General features: G+C 56.3%; 15 protein-coding genes and 1 tRNA gene. 5 read left to right on the top strand and 11 right to left on the bottom strand.

The genetic code is table 11. The features are described 5' to 3' along the window. The first annotated feature begins 8 nt into the window (after window positions 1–8). Entirely contained in the window at window positions 9–1,589 is a 1,581-nt protein-coding gene (serA, locus tag EDC27_RS06070) for a phosphoglycerate dehydrogenase (protein WP_123289736.1), read from the top strand. A gap of 508 nt (window positions 1,590–2,097) precedes the next feature. Here the strand turns inward: serA and EDC27_RS06065 are convergent. Both EDC27_RS06065 and EDC27_RS06060 read right to left on the bottom strand, forming a co-directional pair. Further along, window positions 2,098–3,171: a branched-chain amino acid aminotransferase gene (locus EDC27_RS06065; protein WP_123290109.1), complete on the bottom strand. Its 1,074-nt coding sequence runs from the start codon at window positions 3,169–3,171 to the stop codon at window positions 2,098–2,100. An 86-nt stretch (window positions 3,172–3,257) separates the two neighbouring features. Next, on the bottom strand, window positions 3,258–3,986 hold the full coding sequence (locus EDC27_RS06060; RefSeq protein WP_123290108.1) for an amino acid ABC transporter ATP-binding protein: 729 nt from the start codon (window positions 3,984–3,986) through the stop codon (window positions 3,258–3,260). A gap of 245 nt (window positions 3,987–4,231) precedes the next feature. Here EDC27_RS06060 and EDC27_RS15965 point away from each other — a divergent pair. From EDC27_RS15965 to selB, 4 genes are all read left to right on the top strand, one after another. Next, a tRNA-Cys gene (locus EDC27_RS15965) sits at window positions 4,232–4,323 on the top strand. 64 nt (window positions 4,324–4,387) lie between these two features. Further along, the gene (locus EDC27_RS06055) at window positions 4,388–4,852 is read left to right on the top strand and encodes a hydrogenase iron-sulfur subunit (protein ID WP_123289735.1); all 465 of its coding nucleotides are present in this window, start codon (window positions 4,388–4,390) and stop codon (window positions 4,850–4,852) included. A gap of 110 nt (window positions 4,853–4,962) precedes the next feature. After that, window positions 4,963–5,517, top strand: coding sequence for a hypothetical protein (locus EDC27_RS06050; RefSeq protein ID WP_123289734.1), 555 nt, complete (start codon window positions 4,963–4,965; stop codon window positions 5,515–5,517). A 17-nt stretch (window positions 5,518–5,534) separates the two neighbouring features. Beyond that, window positions 5,535–7,508, top strand: a complete 1,974-nt coding sequence (selB, locus tag EDC27_RS06045; protein ID WP_123289733.1) for a selenocysteine-specific translation elongation factor — start codon at window positions 5,535–5,537, stop codon at window positions 7,506–7,508. Between the two features lie 263 nt (window positions 7,509–7,771). Here selB and EDC27_RS06040 read toward each other — a convergent pair whose 3' ends face one another. From EDC27_RS06040 to EDC27_RS06000, 9 genes are all read right to left on the bottom strand, one after another. Beyond that, complete coding sequence (locus tag EDC27_RS06040) at window positions 7,772–8,509, bottom strand: ABC transporter permease (RefSeq protein ID WP_123289732.1); 738 nt, start codon at window positions 8,507–8,509, stop codon at window positions 7,772–7,774. After that, on the bottom strand, window positions 8,506–9,342 hold the full coding sequence (locus EDC27_RS06035) for an ABC transporter ATP-binding protein (protein ID WP_123289731.1): 837 nt from the start codon (window positions 9,340–9,342) through the stop codon (window positions 8,506–8,508). The genes EDC27_RS06040 and EDC27_RS06035 overlap by 4 nt, the downstream gene beginning before the upstream one ends. Before the next feature lie 309 nt (window positions 9,343–9,651). After that, window positions 9,652–10,263: a class I SAM-dependent methyltransferase gene (locus EDC27_RS06030; protein WP_123289730.1), complete on the bottom strand. Its 612-nt coding sequence runs from the start codon at window positions 10,261–10,263 to the stop codon at window positions 9,652–9,654. Window positions 10,264–10,307: 44 nt separating this feature from the next. Next, the gene (locus EDC27_RS06025) at window positions 10,308–12,272 is read right to left on the bottom strand and encodes a TonB-dependent receptor (protein ID WP_123289729.1); all 1,965 of its coding nucleotides are present in this window, start codon (window positions 12,270–12,272) and stop codon (window positions 10,308–10,310) included. 230 nt (window positions 12,273–12,502) lie between these two features. Next, complete coding sequence (locus EDC27_RS06020; protein WP_123289728.1) at window positions 12,503–13,123, bottom strand: FmdE family protein; 621 nt, start codon at window positions 13,121–13,123, stop codon at window positions 12,503–12,505. A gap of 33 nt (window positions 13,124–13,156) precedes the next feature. Then, window positions 13,157–15,445 carry a TonB-dependent receptor gene (locus tag EDC27_RS06015; RefSeq protein ID WP_211334790.1) on the bottom strand — a complete coding sequence of 763 codons (2,289 nt, stop codon included), beginning with the start codon at window positions 15,443–15,445 and terminating at the stop codon, window positions 13,157–13,159. 448 nt (window positions 15,446–15,893) lie between these two features. Then, the gene (locus EDC27_RS06010; RefSeq protein ID WP_245994306.1) at window positions 15,894–16,994 is read right to left on the bottom strand and encodes an iron ABC transporter substrate-binding protein; all 1,101 of its coding nucleotides are present in this window, start codon (window positions 16,992–16,994) and stop codon (window positions 15,894–15,896) included. Window positions 16,995–17,017: 23 nt separating this feature from the next. Beyond that, window positions 17,018–17,773 carry an ABC transporter ATP-binding protein gene (locus tag EDC27_RS06005; protein WP_123289726.1) on the bottom strand — a complete coding sequence of 252 codons (756 nt, stop codon included), beginning with the start codon at window positions 17,771–17,773 and terminating at the stop codon, window positions 17,018–17,020. Then, the gene (locus EDC27_RS06000) at window positions 17,770–18,783 is read right to left on the bottom strand and encodes a FecCD family ABC transporter permease (protein WP_123290106.1); all 1,014 of its coding nucleotides are present in this window, start codon (window positions 18,781–18,783) and stop codon (window positions 17,770–17,772) included. Before EDC27_RS06000 ends, EDC27_RS06005 begins: the two co-directional genes overlap by 4 nt. Window positions 18,784–18,919 lie beyond the last annotated feature (136 nt).

Here is an 18,919-nt window from a genome sequence, read left to right as displayed (position 1 = left end):
GCAGGACCATGAGAATCCTCATCTGTGACGGACTGCATCCCCAAGGTTTGGACATTTTGCGTGCCGATCCGGACGTGGAAGTGCTGGCGCCGGATCAACCCAGCGCCGAACTTATTCGAGAAATACTGCCGGAATGCGACGCCATGGTGGTGCGCAGCCGCACCAAAGTCACAGCCGATCTTTTGGAAAACGCTCCGCGCTTGAAGGTCATCGGCCGAGCCGGCACGGGGGTGGACAACATTCAGGTTCAAGCCGCCAGCGCTCGAGGCATTCTGGTGATGAACACTCCCGGAGCCAACGCCATGGCGGCGGCGGAACACACCATGGCGCTCATGTTGGCCCTGGCCCGGCACGTTCCTCAGGCCACCCAGTCCATGCGGGAAGGTCGCTGGGACAAGAAACGCTTCATGGGCACCGAACTCTATCAGCAGACTTTGGGCATCGTTGGCCTAGGAAAAATCGGCACCATCGTGGCCGATCGGGCTCTGGGCTTCAAAATGAACGTCTTGGCACACGACCCGCACATCACGCCGGAAACGGCGGCCATTTTGGGAACCGAGTGGGTGGAGCTGGACAAGCTGTGGTCTCGCGCAGACTTTATCACCCTCCACACGCCCCTCACTGCCGAGACACGCAACCTGATCAATCGGGACACCCTGAGCAAAATGAAAAAAGGGGTAAGAATCATCAACTGCGCGCGAGGCGGCCTTATCGATGAAGAGGCCCTTTATGAAGCCATCGTCTCTGGGCATGTGGCCGGAGCGGCCTTGGATGTCTTTGCCAAGGAGCCTCCCGAGGGAAGCCCACTATTGAGATTGCCCAACGTCATCTTCACGCCCCATCTGGGAGCGTCGAGCACTCAGGCTCAGGAAAACGTCTCTCGAGCCATCGCCATGCAGATTTTGGATTACCTCAAACGAGGTATCATTCGTAACGCCGTCAATTTCCCATCTATGAGCGCTCGAGAATACGACCGCCTTCGCCCCTACATGAGGCTCGCCGAACAGCTCGGGCACCTGCACGGCCAACTGAGCACCCCCATCGAGAGGGTGGACATCGAATACAGCGGCCCGGAACTTCAAGAGCTGCCGTTGGACCCCCTGACCCAAAGCATCGCCAAGGGGCTTTTGGACCCCATTTTGGCCGAAAAGGTCAACTTGGTGAACGCCCCCCTGCTCTTGCAGGAACGCAAGATCCAGCTGACGGCCACCCGCACAACAGCAACTCAAGGCTACACGGGGCTCATCCGTGTCACCGTGGAAAGTAAAGGCCAAAAAAAATCGGCCACCGGCGCCGTTTTCCCCGGGAACGAAATCCGTCTTATTCGTTTCAACACCTATCGGCTGGAGGCCGAACTGGAAGGCATCAACCTTATCGTTCAGAACAAGGACACTCCGGGAGTCATCGGTTTTATCGGGACCACCCTGGGCACCTTTCACATCAACATTGCCAACATGCACTTGAGCCGCACGCCGGAAAAAGATAAGGCCGTGGCCATCATTCGCCTGGATACCGAAGCGCCGGAGGAGGCTTTGAACGCCCTGCGCGCCAATCCGATGATTCTCTCCGTCGAACAGGTCCGGTTATAGACGGTGTTCTAAAAAGAACCTGCCCGGCCGGAGGGGGGAGCCGGGCAGGTCAAGGAGGGGTTAGGAGAAGGCGAGGTCTCTATCGCCCACCTAGTATGAGTCTAATGACACCCTGTGAGAAATTCAACCCCAGCTCGACAAATACCTTGTGACATTCTTCCGACAAAGGCGTCGAGGCACTCTGAAGTCTTTCCTTCGTCCAAAGACTCAAAGCATATTCCACAACACGGCCCGCGGGAGGGAGCATTCCCTCAGGCTCGTCCTTTGGAAGAACTCCTCTTGCGGTTCGCCCTCCTAGGCTGAAGGCATGGTGGAGGGCCGCACGGCGTGTCACGTTGTCCAGGCGTCCGCCACTCCAAACGTTTTTCAATCTGTCAAAGGCACCACGTCGCGCGCTTGTCGTCGGCTTGACGCACAAACGCTCGACGAGGGCTTCGTCGCTGCACCACCCCACGCGCCCGGGGGCCTCAAAACAGAACGTTCGCGGGCATCCCGCCGCCTCAGGTGCCTAGGCAACAATGGTATGAACCCACCCAAAGGGATCTTCCTTGTCGCCGTATTGAATCCCCGTCAATTCGTCATAAAAACGTTGGGACCATTCGCCCACGCCGCCGTTTCCCACCCGGTAGGTCTTGTCCTTGTAGCAGACCTGGCCAACGGGGGAAATGACCGCCGCCGTGCCTGTGCCAAAGATTTCCTTCATGGTTCCCATCGCGATAGCGTCCAGGACTTCATCGATGGTGATGGGTCGTTCGTGCACCGTAAGGCCCCAATGTTGTGCCAGGTGAATCACCGAGTCCCTTGTGACCCCGGGCAGAATGGAGCCGCTCAAAGGCGGTGTCACCAGCTCGTCTTTCAACCGGAAGAAGATATTCATGGTGCCCACTTCTTCCACGTAGCGGCGTTCCACGGCGTCCAGCCACAGCACCTGAGTGTAGCCCTTCTTCTTGGCCACCTCCTGGGCTTGAAGGCTTGCCGCATAATTGGCCATGGTCTTGGCTTCTCCCACACCACCGCGCACGGCCCGCACATATTCGTCCGTGACGTAAATCTTGACCGGGTTGAACCCTTCCGGGTAGTACGCCCCTACAGGTCCCGTGATCACATAATGAAGGTATTCCGTGGCCGGCCGCACGCCCAGATGGGGTTCGGAAGCAACCATGGTGGGGCGAATGTAGAGCGAGGCCCCTTTGCTTCGAGGCACCCAGTCCGCGTCCAGTCGAACCAAAGTTTCGATGGCCTGCAGATGAAAATGGATGTCCACTTCTGGCATGCACATGCGTTGAGCCGACCTATTAAAACGCTTCATGTTTTCCAGTGGGCGAAAGAGATGAATGCGCCCGTCGGCACCGCGGTAGGCCTTGAGACCCTCAAAGATGCCTTGGCCATAGTGAAGCACCATGGCCGCGGGGTCCAAAGACAGGGGCCCGTAAGGAACGATCCGTGCGTTGGACCATCCCTGCGGCGTCTCGTAATCCATTAAAAACATATGGTCGCTAAACACTTTACCAAAAACCAACTCCGCATCCTTTGGCCGATCCTTTCTCCGTTCTGGTGCCACAGCATGAATGGTAATTTCCATGAAAACCTCCCCCAAAGGAATTCCCTGTGCGGTTACCGAGACCTTTCTCCTTTCCCGCTTTTCCTCGCCTTGAAGCCTCCCCCCCCTCAATGGCTCAAAATCTTGCTCAGGAACAACCGCGTTCGCTCACTTTGCGGGTTGGAAAAAAACTCCTGGGGAGGCGCGCTCTCAATCAAACGGCCTTCATCCATAAACACCACTCGATGAGCCACTTCCCGAGCAAAACCCATCTCGTGGGTGACCACCACCATGGTCATACCTTCCTTGGCCAAATTCTTCATCACGTCCAGCACTTCATTGATCATTTCCGGATCCAAGGCCGATGTGGGTTCATCGAACAACATGATCTTGGGCCGCATGGCCAATCCTCGAGCAATGGCCACCCGCTGTTGCTGGCCACCCGAAAGCTGCGCGGGATAATGGTCCGCTTTTTCGCGAATCCCCACTTTGTCCAAAATGTCCAACGCCAAGGCTTCGGCGTCTTTTCTGGACATCTTGCGCACCTTCATGGGAGCCAAGATGATATTTTCCAGGGCGGTCATGTGTGGATAAAGATTGAACTGCTGAAAAACAAACCCGATTTCGGCCCTCAGTTTGGTAATATCCGTGCGCGGATCGTTCAGATCCATACCGTCCACCACAATGGTTCCCTTTTGAATGGGCTCCAGTTTATTGATGCACCGAATCATGGTGCTTTTGCCCGACCCGCTGGGCCCGCACACCACGACGACTTCTCCCGAATCCACCGAAAAGTCGATGTCCTTCAAGACGTGCAGCGGTCCAAACCACTTATTCACTTTGCGAAAAAGGATCATGACCATAGGCTCTTCATTGGGATTGGCGTCTGCGACCCCGCTTTACCCTGTGGGTTTTCAAGGCTCTTGCATCATCACCTTACGCCAGCCCTACCCGTCCTGGCAAGAATGGAAATTCACACTCCATAAAAATCCAAAATCCAAAACTGCATGTTATCGGAACTACCTATTTGACACATTAGGCTTTTCTCCATAAGAGCCAAATCGGGTAAGGGAAGAGGCCTTACTTTTTTTGACGGATTCTTGGGGGCAACGGCGCTGGGCGCCCCACGGGCTGCAAACCCGCTGGCCCGGTCTTATCAACCGGGAGGAGGTTCGATTCCCCTTGCCCCCTCCAAGAGGACCGGCGCGGATGCACGACGGCTATGTTTGTGTCGGTCCACGCCCCAGAGGATGCCCCCATGAGCGAGAGAGCCCTGCAGGAGTCCGCATCCCTTGTTGATGCCTTTGAACCCGTCGTCATCCTGTATTGCTGTCAGTGGTGTTCCTATGCCGCGGCGGATCTGGCCGGAGCCATGAGGCTTTCTTACCCCCCGAACGTGCGCATTGTGCAGGTGCCGTGCACGGGCCGAGTGGATATCTTGCATCTGCTCAAGCCCTTGGAACATGGAGCGGACGGCGTGTACGTTTCAGGCTGTCTTCCTGGTGAATGCCATTATGTGTCCGGTAATCTCAAGGCTGCCAAGCGGGTCGCTCAAGTCCAAAAAATTCTTGAATCGGTCGGCGTGGAACGCGACCGAGTCGGCATCGTCTACAACTCGGCATCCATGGGACCACAGTTCGCTCAATGTTGCCGGGACATCACGGAACGCGTTCGCGCCATGGGCCCCATGTTCGCCGGAGTCGAAAGAAAGCTTGAGGCTTAAGAAGCCGAAGCCTTCGAGACATAACGAAAATCGTTAAGGACTGACGGCCTAAGTTTCACTAAAAACCTTGCCTAACAGGCCAAGACCCTAACGGAATCGCTTTCAGGACCATGGATAACGTCGTTTTCCTGGACCAAATGAGAAGACAAAAGCTGGCCAGTCGAGCTTTTCGGCTCTGGCGCCGATTGTTTTCGGGCGACCACCCGTGGAACGAAAAAACCCGGTGGCAAGATCTTACCCATTCCATGCTGCTGCGCTTCGCCTCAGAAGACCAGAACGCTCAAAAGGCTCTCTACGACTTGATCATGGTGACTCAGGGGCTTGGCGATGGGGATCACTTTACATCTGTCAATCTCGAGACGCTGTGTCGCCTTCTTAACGGGTATTTTTACCTCACCGACCAGGCCCGATTTGAAATCATGGCCCGCTTGGATTGGGTCCAGAGGTCGCCCCGCATGGAAAGACCGATTTTGGATATGGCCTGTGATCCGTCCATTTATGAGACCGAAGCCCTTTGGGAAATTCCGCCTCTCTGTCCGAGACATCCCGAGTACGAAAAAGATTGGATGACAAAAGGCATGGAGCGTTCCGTCCTTGTCCGCAAAGCCATTCCCCAAGCCCTTCAGCAGCTTCGTGCCATGGCCCAGAATCCGGTCACGATGTGAAACGTTCGAGGAATCCCATGCTTGCGTCCTTCACCATTGGCATCGCCGGCCATGTGGACCACGGCAAAACCTCCTTGGTCAAAGCCCTGACCGGATGGGACACGGATCGGCTGGCAGAGGAAAAACGCCGGGGTCTGACCATAGAACCGGGCGTTGCGCCTCTTGTTCTGCCCAACGGGCGCCGCGTGGCTTTGATGGATGTTCCTGGCCATAAGGATTTCCTGAAAAATACCATTCGAGGGCTGAGCAGTGTGCAGGCGGCAGTTCTTGTGGTGGCCGCCGATGACGGCATTATGCCTCAAACGCTGGATCACCTGGAAATCCTGCATTTCATGGGGGCCAAAACCGGGATGGTGGTCCTCAGTAAAGCGGATTTGGTCGATGAGGAAACCCTGGAACTGGCCGAAATGGAAGTGAGGGACCTGATCAAGGGCACTTTCTTGGACGGCTGTGTGGTGGTGCCATTTTCTGCCCTCCAAAACCGCGGTCTTGCTCAGGTCCTCAAAGAGCTGGAGCGGCTGGTGGACAGGGTGACGGTGGATTTCGTCCACCCCATCTTTCGGCTTTGGATCGACCGGGTGATCCAGGCGGCGGGTTTCGGCACCGTTGTTTCCGGCACAGTTTTGTGCGGGGCGCTTGCCGAAGGCGACCCTGTGGAAATCCTTCCCACCTGCGCAAAAGCAACGGCGCGTTTTCTTGAAGTGCACCACGAAAGGGTGCCGAGGGTAGAACCGGGCATGCGTGCCGGGATCAACCTGCGGGGGGTCCCTTTCGAAGCCGTCGCTCATGGAATGGCCTTGATCACTCCAGGCTACACTTCCCCGGCCTTTTACCTCAACGCCCAGCTGGAAATTTCTCGACATGCTCCAAAGCCCTTGAGGAACCAAGCGCGAGTTAAAATTCACCTGGGAACGGGCTGCCACAACGCCCTCGTCGTTCTTATGGACCAAAAATCCTTAAACCCCGGAGAAACGGGGTTGGTGCAATTGCGAATGGAAAAACCCGTCCCAGCTTTAGCCCGCGATCCTTTTGTGATGTGTTCTTTGGATTTGGAGGCCGTGCTGGGAGGGGGGACCGTTTTGGAAGTCTCCAACCAGAAATTTCGGGAACGCAAAGCGACCAAAATCCTCCCTTTTCTGGAATGTCTTCTTCGGGAAGATGTCTCCGGTGCCACGGACATGCTTTTTCAGCGCAGCGGCAACCGCGCCTTGACGCTTCAGGACATGACCCGAGCCACGGGTTTTTCCAGCCGACGCATTGCTGACCACGTCAATCAAGCCTGCCGGCAGGACCGTTATGTGCTCTTAGGCCAAGAGTTTTACCTTCCCAAAGCGGCCTACAGACATTTAATTCGAGAAACCTTTCAAGCCTTATCGGCAATCTTGGCCGAGACCCCCCTCAAAGCCGCCGTGACGGCCCAGGAAATCAAGCATCGCGTCGATGCACACTTGGACGACGCTGTTTGCGCGCACGTTCTGGACACGTTGGTTCAGCGCGGCATGGTGGCACGAACAGAGTCGGGGTATCGCCTTCCTGAAAAGGTCACAGCGCTTCCTCGACGGCAACAGGAAATCGTGCAGAGGATTCTGGATTACGCCCATAAACTGGGGTGGCGCACTTTTGCCGTGGGCACCTTTTGCGACGAACATGGCGAGCGATATTCCAGGCCGGAGGTTCAAAAACTCGTCGACTATCTGACGGCCCAAAAAACTTTGGTTCGTCTTCGGGATGGGCGCTATATGACGCGCAAGGCCCTAGAACAGATCAAGGAAAGGGTTCGGGACAAAATCCTTCGCGATGGCTCCCTTACCATCGCCGATTGCTCCCAACTGTTTGGTTTCGGGCGAACCCGCGGCATCAGCATTCTCGACTATTTGGACTCCATCGGCATGACCATGCGCGTAGGCGATCGGCGCGTTCTTTCGGACCAATACGCTCAAACCTTTTGGAATGAACGCCGGCGGCGTCCAAACAGCTCGTCCAGTGCTTAGGGTCTCAAGGCGGCCCAAAAGATCGAGCAGCAAACGAGCGGGGCCGTATGAGCGGCCATGCACGAATCTACCTTTTAGGCGCTTCAGACCTCGCCCAACGGCAAGAAACACAGGCTGCGCAGGACTTTTCTTACCCCGGCGTTTTTTTCCACGCCGGTAGATTCATTCAACGCCCATGGCGTGGCCTCCTCGTGACACACAACACCCCCGCGGCACATTGAGATCAGGGCTCAACGCATCGCAACACGTTCGACGAAAAAACTTCAGTCCTTGGCTCGGTCCACGGTGAACACGGCACCCGCAAAGGCCGCCACGCCCAGCACGGCCAAAAGCCCAAAGGGAAAAAGGGGAGGTGTCTTGCCAAGAGCGGCGTCGCGCATTGCAAACGTCGCGTGCGTGATGGGCAGGAATTGCAACACTTTTTGGGCCCACTCCGGCAGATGGGCCAGGGGAAAAAAGGTACCGCCCAGAAAGGCCATGGGAGTGATGATGAAGTTGTTCATGAAGGCCTGGTCGGCATGGGACTTGACCACCATGGCCAAGGCCACGGCCAAAGACGAAAAGACCAGACCGTTGAGCACAAAGGCGATCCAAAAGTACAGGTTATACGAGAGAAATACGCCGAAAAGGGCTCCGAGCCCCACAATGACCAGACCGGCCAGAATAGCCCGGCACAACCCGGCCAAAACTTCCCCCAGCACATAGTCCAGATGGCTCATGGGCGCGGCCTGAAACTCTTCAAAAATATGCCAATAAAACCGAGCGATGTTGATTTCGCTTCCGATGGCAAAGGCTTGGGTCATGCTGGTCATGGCCAAAAGACCCGGAATGAGAAACTCCACATAGCTCACGCCCTGCACAGTGACATGGCGCCCCATGCCGTAGCCGAAGGCGATCAAGTACAGAAGCGGCGCCACGGACCAAGAGAAGATTTGACGAAACAAGCGCCGGCGCAGAATGAGCATCTCTCGAAGAAAAACCGCCTGCCATGCGCCACTCATGAGACTTTTTTCCCCGTGCAGGCCAAGAAGGCGTCTTCAAGGTTCACTCGCCGAAGAGTGTAGCCGTTCATGCGCTCTTCGGCATAACGGCGGGCCGATTCCCTGTCGGTAAAGTAGCGTGTTTCCATCTCGTTGCCCCGGTAGCAGTCAATGGCCCATTGGCCCAGGGCGTCCATCAGGTGCCGAGGCGTGTCCAAGGCCACGATGGCCCCCTCGTCAATGAAGGCGACACGGTCGGCCAAAAATTCGGCTTCTTCGATGTAGTGCGTGGTGAGAAAAATGGTCACGCCGTCCCGTTGAATTTTCTTGATGAGCGTCCAGACGCGGCGCCGAATGGCGGGATCCAACCCCACCGTGGGTTCGTCCAGAAAGAGCACGGCGGGGCGATGCAGCAAAGCCCGAGCGATCATAAGCCGCCGTTTCATGCCGCCGGAAAGGCGCTTGACGAGGCTTGTGCGCTTTTCCTTCAACCCCACATAATCCAGCAATTCTTCGATGCGCCGCCCAATATCCACGCGCCCCATGCCGTGCAGCCGACCGTGAATGAAGAGGTTTTCCTCGACGGTCAACTCGGCATCCAGATTCACGTGTTGTGGCACCAGTCCTTGGTGGCGCTTGGCTTTAATAGGTTCCTTGCCCACATCGTGCCCCCCTACGTAGGCTTGACCTCCACTGGGCCTTGTCAACCCTGTCAAGATGCGAATGGTCGTCGTCTTGCCCGCTCCGTTGGGACCGAGGTAGGCGAATAATTCACCGGACCCCACTCGAAGGCTGATACCCTTGAGGGCTTGCACTTTCCTGTAGTTCTTTTTCAAATCCACGATCTCGATCACACGCCACCCTATATGCGCATGCCCCACGTCTCCCTTGGCCGGCTATCTCAAAGAAGGTGCTGGCTGAGGCCGGCCTGGACCTTGGCCGACCCGCAATTGCCGAGGCCAAAGCCTGTGCCCTAGAAAACCACGTTCCCTCGGGCAGACGGGTCCTCTCTGGCTTCGGCCCCTTTGACTTGCGACTATCCTTCCACAATCCGTGCTCGGAAGGTCGTCGATCGCCCCTTTCATGGGCGCTCGGCCAGGGTCTCTCGAACGCTTTCTCCATACACCGAAGGCTTCTTTTTGTGAAGAATCCGAGGCGACTGCCTACGGTGCGACGGTGCAGCTGCGGACGGCCTTAAGAAGGTAGCGACCCGGTTCGTCCACCAGAGTGCGCACATGAAAGCCGGCCGCTCTCATCAGGAAGGTCATGGTCCGCGCATCGGGCAAAACATCCCGGCGCACATCCTCGTGGGTGGCATGATGCTGCGCGAGCTCCTCTCGGCTCATCAGATGGGCAATAATGAGCTCTCCCTCGGGCTTGAGCACCCGAGCCATTTCAGCCAGAGCTCGAGGTTGCTCTTTGAAGTGGGGAAAGGCGGCAAAACACAGCACGCGGTCAAAGACGCCGCTTCGACAAGGTATGGCATGCACGTCCGCCTGCAACACCATTCCCCACGGAGCGGCACATTTTTTTGAGGCCTCCACCGTCATGGCCCGCACCAGATCCAGAGCGACGATGCGGCCTTCAGGTCCGACGAGACGGTGCACATAGGGAACCAAAATGCCTGGGCCTGTCCCTACGTCCAACACCCATTCCCCTAAGCCGATACCGAAGTGCGGAAGAAACGCCTCAAGGCGCGCGCGCACCTCGGGCGGGTAACAGGTTTCTTCCCACCGAGCGGCCCTTGCCTCAAAAAATTCTGCCCTGCCCGCCATGGCGCACAACCTTTCCGTGCGTTTTCTCTGGGTATCGTTCCTGTTTAGAAGGTGAATTTGGCACCGAACATCACATTGGTTCCGGGCATGGGATACCCGGGCAGATATTCGTAGTCTTCATTCAAAATATTTTCCACGGCCACATAGACCGTTCCCTGCGCCTTGGTATGAGACAAGGGAAACTGATAACTCAGCTTGCCGTTGAGCAACACGTAGGCGTCCACCTTTTGGGTGTTGAGGGCGCCGAAGCGTCGAGCCTGCTCGCGTACGGCCATGGAGCCCACGCGCTCTCCATCCACATTGAGAGTCCAACGATCCAGAAAACGCCAGTTGAGGCCCCCCGTCACGGTCCATTTTGGAGTGTAGGGAAGATCGTCGGGATCCGCGACTAAATAGGTGGCCCCGGCAAAAAAAGCGAGCCGATCCGTCGCGAAAAATGTGGCCGTCGCTTCCGCCCCTTTCAGCGTGTAGTCTTCCACATTGTCATAGATGGGCGGAAAGGGCGGTGGAGGCACCACCACATAGCGGTCCGAGCCTTCATCGTAAAACGCTGTGACATCCACCGTGAGCTTTTCAGCCCAGCGATGCCGAATTCCCAATTCAAAATGGTCCAAAACCTCCGCATCCAGATCCTTCCACGTGTCCTTCAAAGCCGGTATGACTTTTTGGGAAAACACCACAACATCCAAGCCGGGATAGAGCACCCCACGGGCGTAGCTCGCGTGCAGTTCCGTGTGCCCGTAGCCAACGATCACACCGACATGGGGCGACCACTGCCCATCGAAATCCGTGTGATCATAGTAGCGAACCCCGACGGAGGGGATCACTCGAAAACCCTGAGGATCCCCAAAGGTGTGGCTCAACGCCGCATACGGGGACAGAAGGGTGAAATCGTGGCCGTCCCAGACATCTCTTTTGCCGTCCGTGAACCGGGCCACGTAATCGCCCTCCGTGCGGTCCCAGTCCAAGCCTGCGACGAGCTCACTTCCCGGCCACAACCTGAAACTCTCGCGGGCCTTGAATCCATAGAACAAAAAATCATTGAAAAGGTCTTCTCGAACTCCTTCTCTGGATGTGGGCTGATCCAGCCAGTCGCCCTCCCCGCTGCTCCGGTACACCTTGAAAAACCCGGAGGCTTTTTCGTATTCGTTGGTCAACGATGCCGTCACGAGCCATAGACGGGTCTCATAGCGCCCGAGGCGTTGTGCCCGCGGTGCCCCCTTGGCACCGGGATCGTCGGCATAATTGTCATTCCACAGGGCAAAGGCGTAGGCTCCCCAATGGGAATTGATGGTCCCCCCCAGGCGCGCGTAAGCGTTGCCAAGCTCACCGTTCGCATTGTCACGGTGGCCGTCGGAACGCCTGTAGGCCCCTGCGAGATAGTAATCCCACCGATCCGTAGGACGTCCTCCATGCTCCCCTTGAACCACCGCGGTGTCGTAGCTTCCGTATGAGCCCCGCAGTGTGGTCTGATAACCCTCCTTGAGCGCCGCCTTAGGCACAAGGTTCACCGCAGCAAAGGCGTTGCCAAAAACGTGAGGCTGTGGACTTTTGTACACTTCTACACTCTGGGCAGGATCAATGGGCAAAAGATCCAGCAGAGGATGGTTCCAAATGCTCATGTAAACAGGCACTCCGTCCACAAAAGTTTTGATTTCAGCCCCGGGTCGGCTGGATCCAAGACCACGGATGAAGACGGCCCCTCCTGTCGCTCCGCCGAAGGATCCAATGGGATTGTAGCGCGAAATGGTCACGCCGGGGGTTTGTCGAAGGGCGGTTTGCAAATCTTGGGCATTCAAGTCCTCCATTTGCTGATCCGTGACCACGGTCTTTTGCGCGGCAAACGCGTCAATGGCATTTCCTTCAATGATGGGCGAACCGACCACACGCACGGGTTCAAGGACCGTTGGCTCCAGCATTTCCTCACACATGCCCACTCCGGCGATAAACACAAGAGCCAAAGCTCCGGTGAACGTCGCCAAAGTTTTCACCATCTTTTCTCTGGACATTGCTCGTCACTCCCTTTCACGTGATGACTTTCCAAACCAGCGGTGCTTTTTAATGTGAGGTCCTTGCCGCAAGGAGATGGGTTGCGAAGATACCGTCCCTGCGATGGCACGAACCCTCGCGCACGGATCAAGTCAAAGCGTGCTTAAACCCCTTGCGTCCTCATAAGACTTGAGAGGCCTCTCAGGCCGCTCTGCCCAATAGCTAGACGGCGCACGCCCATTTCAGTGTCTCATGCCGAGCCTTTTTCGGCACAGGGACGGCACATCGCCTTTTCGGCCACCACGACCATCTTGCTGGGCATGGTCAGTTCCCCACAGCTTTCACAGAGTTTTGAAGGCTCGATTCGAGCCCTTTCCGGCACGGAGCCCTCAAGTTTTTCGGCGTGAAAGAGTTCGCGCGGGTCTTTCCCCAAAATTTCTCGAGTTCTTTTCTCATTGAGCTCCTGAAAGCGCGCTCTGTCCGCACCATCGGCCTCTCCGGTCATGATTTTTTTCATAAGAGCCCGGTGCTCCGAGTCCTGGCTATGAACCTGTTTTTTAAGCGACACGCGCACTCCATGCCCGGAACGCCGACTAAGAAGCCTCAGGGCAATTTTTCCATAATCTAGGTAAAAGAAATTCCCCTTCCCGAACGTGCATCCTGTGATCACCTGCACGGCATCCACAAAGCAGGCATCGTTTTCCACAAAGGCCACCAGCTCCTCGTCGGCCGCCCGGTCTTCCCTAAGTTTTTCCATGGCAAATCGGGACGCTTTGTAGCCCAGAGCCAATCCGGGGCATTCGTGCCCGTGAAAGTCCACACAGCGTCGCCACAACTCGTCGCCTTGGTTCCCAGGTCCATGGTCATCCATCGTCTTCGTCGCCTCCCGGACGCTATGTTTCCTTTAGAATTTCAAAGTGGCCGAAACAATAGCCGTAAAGGGTGATCCAGCATAGTAACTAGCGGCCCCTCCTCTGTTGTCATCAAACACGTTGATCCCCGATATATATTTTTTGTTAAACACGTTGTAAATATCCAGGGATAGCTCCAGGGTGTTATCAAAGAAGATGTTTTTCAATTTGTAGCGGGCGCCAAAATCCACAACCGTGTAGGAATCGATTTCCTCCTTGTGTTGAATGTCACCGTATCGTTTGCCTGAATACCGTAGGGAAGGAATAAGCTCCAAGTCTTTGTATTGGTAGAGAAGTCCGGCTTGCAGCATGACCTTGGGCGTATCCACCACCTGATCACCTTTCACGTCAAAGGTCTGCCCCTGAAAGGTGATGTCCTTGTCGTATTCAAGAATGGTTAGGGTGGGATTCAGGAACACCGTCAGATTTTTCATGAGGAAGATGTTTGTCTCCAAATCTAGCCCGTAACCGCGGGCTCGGCCGATGTTCTGTCGATAACTCAAGTTGACCCGAGGATCATAGACGGTCGTCAGCAACTTCTTGTGCTCGCTGTAAAAGAACGTAGGGGCCAATTCAAACCATCGGGTGTTCCACCGAAAACCGAGATCGAAATTGTCCGATTTTTCCATGTCGTAGCCTTGAAAAAGATCGTTCAGAGTGATTCCTGCTTGTTGAAAGGTCTGGCGGTTGGCGCTGTAGAGGCTAACGAGCGGCATGTATGCGTACGGTCGTATAAAATTCCTGCCGTAGCTGGCATACACCGAAAGGTCTTCCGTCAACTGATACCCCACCCCCAGTGTCGGTAACCAGATATCGTAGGTTCGGGCCTTTCTATTTAGGTCGGGCGCAGGGGTGGGAATGTAGTCAGGAGGCGGGGTCGTGTAGCCTTCACTATCGGAATCCTTAAATCGAAAATACTTTAGCCCGGCTTGCCAGTCGAAGGATCCATGGGTTCCCGAAATTTTGGCATAGGGGCTGTGAATATAAGTCGTTCCGGTGGTGGCGGCCACACCGACTCCCCTGTAGACCAATTTGTCTCCCGAAATTCCATAATTCCTTGTAGAGATGTTCATATCTGATTCTTCATAAAGATAGCCCAGGGTGCCGGAAAGTGACCTCCAGGTGCTTCGCACTTCACCGATGATCCCCTTGCGGTCGATGTCGCGATCTCTTTTCTGAATCAACCCCCCTTGGCTCGTAATTCCTTGGTAAATTTCCGTGTCTTCATCGGCATAGTAGGGTTTCAGAACAAAATGAATATTTTCCCAAGGCGTCACCGTTAAAACGGCAAACACATCGCTATTATTGTATTCCCCCCTGTTATAGTCATAATAGTTTATGTCCTGAGCTGCGGTACCTGCCCGCGTTGTGTTAAAATCTATATTGTAATTATTCGAAAGATTTCGCGTCTGTTGGTATGTCAAGGCTTTGTAAAGATTTTGTTCCAAGTCGTTCATGTTGAACCAGAGCTTGGCGTCCAGCCACGTGCCCACCTGTTGCGACAGCATGACATTGACGTTGTGGCGTGGGCCGATCTTTCCCGCCCCTTTCCATTTGTTTGCTTCTGTGTAGGAATAGGAAGCACTGACTCTGGTGCCCGTGGCTTCGATGGATCCGGAATCCACGCGGCCCACGGTGCGGGTATAGGAGTGCGCTCCAAGGCTTTGGCCCAGACTAACGCCGAAGTCCTCCTGAGGCCAGCGGGGTTGAAGCCAAATGGCGCCACCGCGGGATCCCACGCCGGTGCCTATATCTCCCGGCACCGCTCCCTTATAAACGGACAAAGACTCCACATTGATCATGTCGTAGATGTAATCCCTGGGACCGATGGGATTGCCGCCGTAGTTGGGAATGCCCTCCACCGTGAGCGCCCCCAGGTAGCCACGAACACCTCGCACTCGAATCGCTTGCTGTTCCGCAGCCAAGCCATAGGGGTCCGGGCTTTCCACCTGGACGCCGGGAAGAACCCGCAGGGATTCATAGACGCTGGTGGACGCTCGAGGCCCCTGGGCTTCCAAACCCTTCTGGGTGATGGCCGTTCCCGTGTAGACCGTTTCATCGGCCTGTCGAGTTGGTGTGAGAATCTTTTCCGCTTGAACCACGATGTCCTGGACCTTGGTCGCCTCGGATCCGCTTTGCTGGGCTAAAGCGCCGCCGGCAGCCAAGACCAGGGCCACAAGCGCGGCGCATAAAACAATCCTCGTAGACCTGACTCTATGGCGCCCTCTCTCGAACCCCGTACCCACGCCGCTCAAGAGACTTTTCATTTGCTTTGTTTCCATGGAACCCTCCTCCTCGATCATCGTCATCGTGTGAGATAGAGCGCTTCAGCGGCAACGGTAAGGGTTCCATACCCCCGTCTTTTTCCCAGCACTTTCACAAAAAGAGCTTACTTCGGCGGTTTCGGCCGCTCATTCCACCGGTGGCGCGGCACTCGGCGTCTCAAGGAAGGGCCTTCAGGCCTAGGCTTTACGTCGCGCACCGCAACGCATGGGCTCCTTCTCGGCACCCCCTCTTATTTTCCGCCTTGGACATAACGCCGTCTCGAGCGACCTCTTTCCCATAAGCGGTCATCAATCCCTTTCTGCAGACGCAGTCGACAAATGCCTTTTGTTCACCTTTTGGGCCCCGCTCTGCAGGAAGCCAGCAACGCTCGAGTCGTCCACGCAGCTCGCGCCGCTTTCTTACCGTGCGACCTTGACCCCACCTTCCGTGAACAAGACCTTAAACTTAATCCAATCCGAGCGACACGATTCCTCCGAGGGGCCCGTAGAGATGTTCCATCTCGGAAAGCACGGATCGGCCCACAAAGGTGCTGTAGATGCGATCGGCCACCTTGCCCAGATCCACATCGGCAAACTGTTCCGGATAAAGCCTCTTGCCCACCGCCACGGCATCCACCAGGGCCGTTTCCACATTGGTGGCGTAAGCATTAAACGGATACAAAAGGTAAACCCGCCCTGTTTGAAACGCTTTGATCTGTTTGTAAAAGGCGAGATGTTTTTTGGCGTCTTCTAGGACAAGCTGCAAACCACCGCCATCGATGAACACCACGTCGGGATTGAGGGTCAGGAGCTGTTCTTTATCCAAAAAAAGGTGCCCGCCGAGGCGACTTTTCACGGAGGCCGCCACATGGAGGACACGATTCCACAGAAAAGGTATGTAGTGGAGTTCCGTGCTTTCGAGGCCGTAAGCTCCCTTGTACCCGATTCCGCCAACATAAGCGCGAGGCCTTTTGGATTCAGGAACCGATGCGCTGCGGCGTTGAAGATCTTTGCGAAGGTCTTCCACAAAGCGAGCCAGTTCTTGAGCGCGCTCTTCACGGCCCAGCACCTTTCCGGCCACGCGCAGGGAATTCAAGATGTCTTCATCAAAAGACGCAAACCGCCCGTAGCTCAAAACGACCACGGGAATCCCGGCGAGGCGGCTCACCTCGTCCGCCAGAGCCTTGTCCATATAGGTCACGAAGACCACATCCGGCTTCACGGCCAGCAGGGGTTCCAGATCGGGCTTGGCATTGATGCTTGTGGGGCCTCCCGGACCCACCAAAGGCAGGTCGGCCAGTTCAGGATGCGCCATGCGATAGGGACGGCCGAAACGTCGTGTTTTCTCGATGCCTTCCACACCCACCACAAGGTCTTGAGCCTGCAAGTAGACGATGAGCCGCAACGCTCCCGGAGCCAGGCACACGACGCGGCGAGGCGGTTTGGGAAAGCTCACGGTGCGTCCTGCCATGTCCGTCACAGAAAAGGGCTCCGCCACCTGGGAAAACAGGGCGATCAAGCCCACGGCCGTCAGAAGGGTTCGAGAAAAGCCTCGCATGGGTGGCATGTCCTTATATTTTCCTCTTTTTTCTATCCTTTGGGCACCACCACCAAAGTCTCCTCGATGCGGCACACCTTCACATCCACGCCGTAGATGCGGCGAACGAGCTCCGCGGTCACATCGCCGGGTGTGACGGCCGTTTCGATGCGCCCGCCTTTCAGAAACAATATTCGGTCACAGTAGCGCAGGGCCAGGTTGAGGTCGTGAATGGCGGCGACCACGGCCAAGGACTGCTGCCGGCTAATACGGCGGACAAGCTGCATCATTTCCAGCTGGTTTTTCAGATCCAGATGATTGGTCGGTTCATCCAAAAGGAGCACTTTGGGTTTCTGAGCGAGGGCTTTGGCCAAGAGTACCTTCTGGGCTTCGCCACCGCTGAGCGTTGAAAAACGCCGGTGAGCCAGAGCCGCCAGATTCATGCTCGTGAGAATTTTTTCCACCGATTGAACGTCTTGGCGGGTCGGTCCCCAACGCCGGTGTGGAAGCACCCCCAGAAGCACCACTTCAAAAACGGTGAGTTCCGAATCCTTTCCCTTTTGCGGCACAGAAGCCATGGCTCGAGCCACACCACGACGGCCCAATACCCGCAAATCTTCGCCTTCCAACAGGACGGTGCCCACTCGAGGCTGAAGCATCCCGTTGAGGCAACGAAGCAGGGTGGATTTGCCAGCGCCGTTGGTGCCGCACACCGCCACCAGCTCGCCGCACGACACGTCAAACCGAACCCCTTGTAGGACGGCATGGCTGTTGTACTGAAAGGCAATGTCCAAAACGGAAAGAATCATGAGCGCCTTTTCAACAAAAGGGATAGAAACAGTGGAGCACCGAGAAACGAGGTCACAACCCCTACGGGAAACGACCCCGTGCCCAACAGCACACGGGAAAAGGTGTCCGCAAGAAGCAAAAGCCCCGAGCCCAACACCGCCGTCATAGGAACCAGGAATCGGTGGTCCGCCCCTACGATGCGCCGAGCGGCATGAGGGGCAATCAACCCCACAAAGGCGATGACACCGTGAAAGGCTGTGGCCATGGCCGACACCAGAGCCGCCACAATGAGGCCTTGCCATCGAAGGGTTCCGACGGAAATGCCCAAGGACTTGGCCGGTTCTTCTCCCATGTCCAGCGCGTTCAGTGGCCAGCGCCAGAGAAATCCCATGAACCACAGAAAAACCACGGCCACACTGAGCCACCCGATCTGAGTCCAGTTGGATCGGCCCACATCGCCGAAGCTCCAGGCCACCGCCATGGCCAGCCTGGTCTCGTCGCTCAACACCTGAAGCAGAACCGTCGCCGCGCCAAAGAGCGAAGACAAGGCAACGCCGGCGAGAATCACGGCCTCCGGCGTCAAACCTCGAAGCCGTCCCAAAACCACGATGAGCACCGTCGCTGCCAGTGATCCGGCAAAGGCCGCCACGGCCGTCCAGAAGGGGCTGGCCTGGAATAAAATGATGACACAGGACGCCCCAAAAGCCGCCCCCTGACTGATCCCCAGCGTGGACGGAGATCCCAGAGGATTCCTCAACAGGGTTTGAATGAAAAGGCCCGCCAGCGCCAGCCCCGCCCCCGTGGCAACGCTCGCTGCAATGCGCGGTAACCGAATGTTCCACACCACCAAGGCCTGCGTGTCGTCAACGAGCCGAAAAAAAGACCTCACCACCTGCACGAGGTTCATGGGATACGTCCCAAAGCTCACCGCCACGACGGCCAAGGCTGCCGTGCTTGCCGTAAGAACGACAAGAAGCCTTTGCTTTTTTTTCGCCCTGCGCCAAAAGGATTCTGAAAGTCCAAGGGGCATGCCGTGGCCCTCTCCGCTTGATGTTTCAATAAAAAAAGGCACACGTGGGCGCCGTCCTTTTTCAAAGGGTCTCGGCAGCCTTCGTGGCCCCGTTTTTATGAAAAGATGCAACGCTGGCTCGGCGGACGTCATGAAA

Origin of the sequence: Desulfosoma caldarium (assembly GCF_003751385.1) — a bacterium.
GTDB lineage: Bacteria > Desulfobacterota > Syntrophobacteria > Syntrophobacterales > DSM-9756 > Desulfosoma > Desulfosoma caldarium.
The sequence above is the reverse complement of the archived record's forward strand: the minus strand, read 5'-3'. Positions and strand labels throughout refer to the sequence as shown.

What these genes read in the sequence shown, in the direction of transcription:
- serA (WP_123289736.1), top strand. Translation starts at nt 9, where the DNA reads ATGAGAATCCTCATCTGTGACGGACTGCATCCCCAAGGTTTGGACATT.
- EDC27_RS06065 (WP_123290109.1), bottom strand. Translation starts at nt 3,171, where the DNA reads ATGGAAATTACCATTCATGCTGTGGCACCAGAACGGAGAAAGGATCGG.
- EDC27_RS06060 (WP_123290108.1), bottom strand. Translation starts at nt 3,986, where the DNA reads ATGATCCTTTTTCGCAAAGTGAATAAGTGGTTTGGACCGCTGCACGTC.
- EDC27_RS06055 (WP_123289735.1), top strand. Translation starts at nt 4,388, where the DNA reads ATGAGCGAGAGAGCCCTGCAGGAGTCCGCATCCCTTGTTGATGCCTTT.
- EDC27_RS06050 (WP_123289734.1), top strand. Translation starts at nt 4,963, where the DNA reads ATGGATAACGTCGTTTTCCTGGACCAAATGAGAAGACAAAAGCTGGCC.
- selB (WP_123289733.1), top strand. Translation starts at nt 5,535, where the DNA reads ATGCTTGCGTCCTTCACCATTGGCATCGCCGGCCATGTGGACCACGGC.
- EDC27_RS06040 (WP_123289732.1), bottom strand. Translation starts at nt 8,509, where the DNA reads ATGAGTGGCGCATGGCAGGCGGTTTTTCTTCGAGAGATGCTCATTCTG.
- EDC27_RS06030 (WP_123289730.1), bottom strand. Translation starts at nt 10,263, where the DNA reads ATGGCGGGCAGGGCAGAATTTTTTGAGGCAAGGGCCGCTCGGTGGGAA.
- EDC27_RS06025 (WP_123289729.1), bottom strand. Translation starts at nt 12,272, where the DNA reads ATGTCCAGAGAAAAGATGGTGAAAACTTTGGCGACGTTCACCGGAGCT.
- EDC27_RS06020 (WP_123289728.1), bottom strand. Translation starts at nt 13,123, where the DNA reads ATGGATGACCATGGACCTGGGAACCAAGGCGACGAGTTGTGGCGACGC.
- EDC27_RS06015 (WP_211334790.1), bottom strand. Translation starts at nt 15,445, where the DNA reads ATGGAAACAAAGCAAATGAAAAGTCTCTTGAGCGGCGTGGGTACGGGG.
- EDC27_RS06010 (WP_245994306.1), bottom strand. Translation starts at nt 16,994, where the DNA reads ATGCCACCCATGCGAGGCTTTTCTCGAACCCTTCTGACGGCCGTGGGC.
- EDC27_RS06005 (WP_123289726.1), bottom strand. Translation starts at nt 17,773, where the DNA reads ATGATTCTTTCCGTTTTGGACATTGCCTTTCAGTACAACAGCCATGCC.
- EDC27_RS06000 (WP_123290106.1), bottom strand. Translation starts at nt 18,783, where the DNA reads ATGCCCCTTGGACTTTCAGAATCCTTTTGGCGCAGGGCGAAAAAAAAG.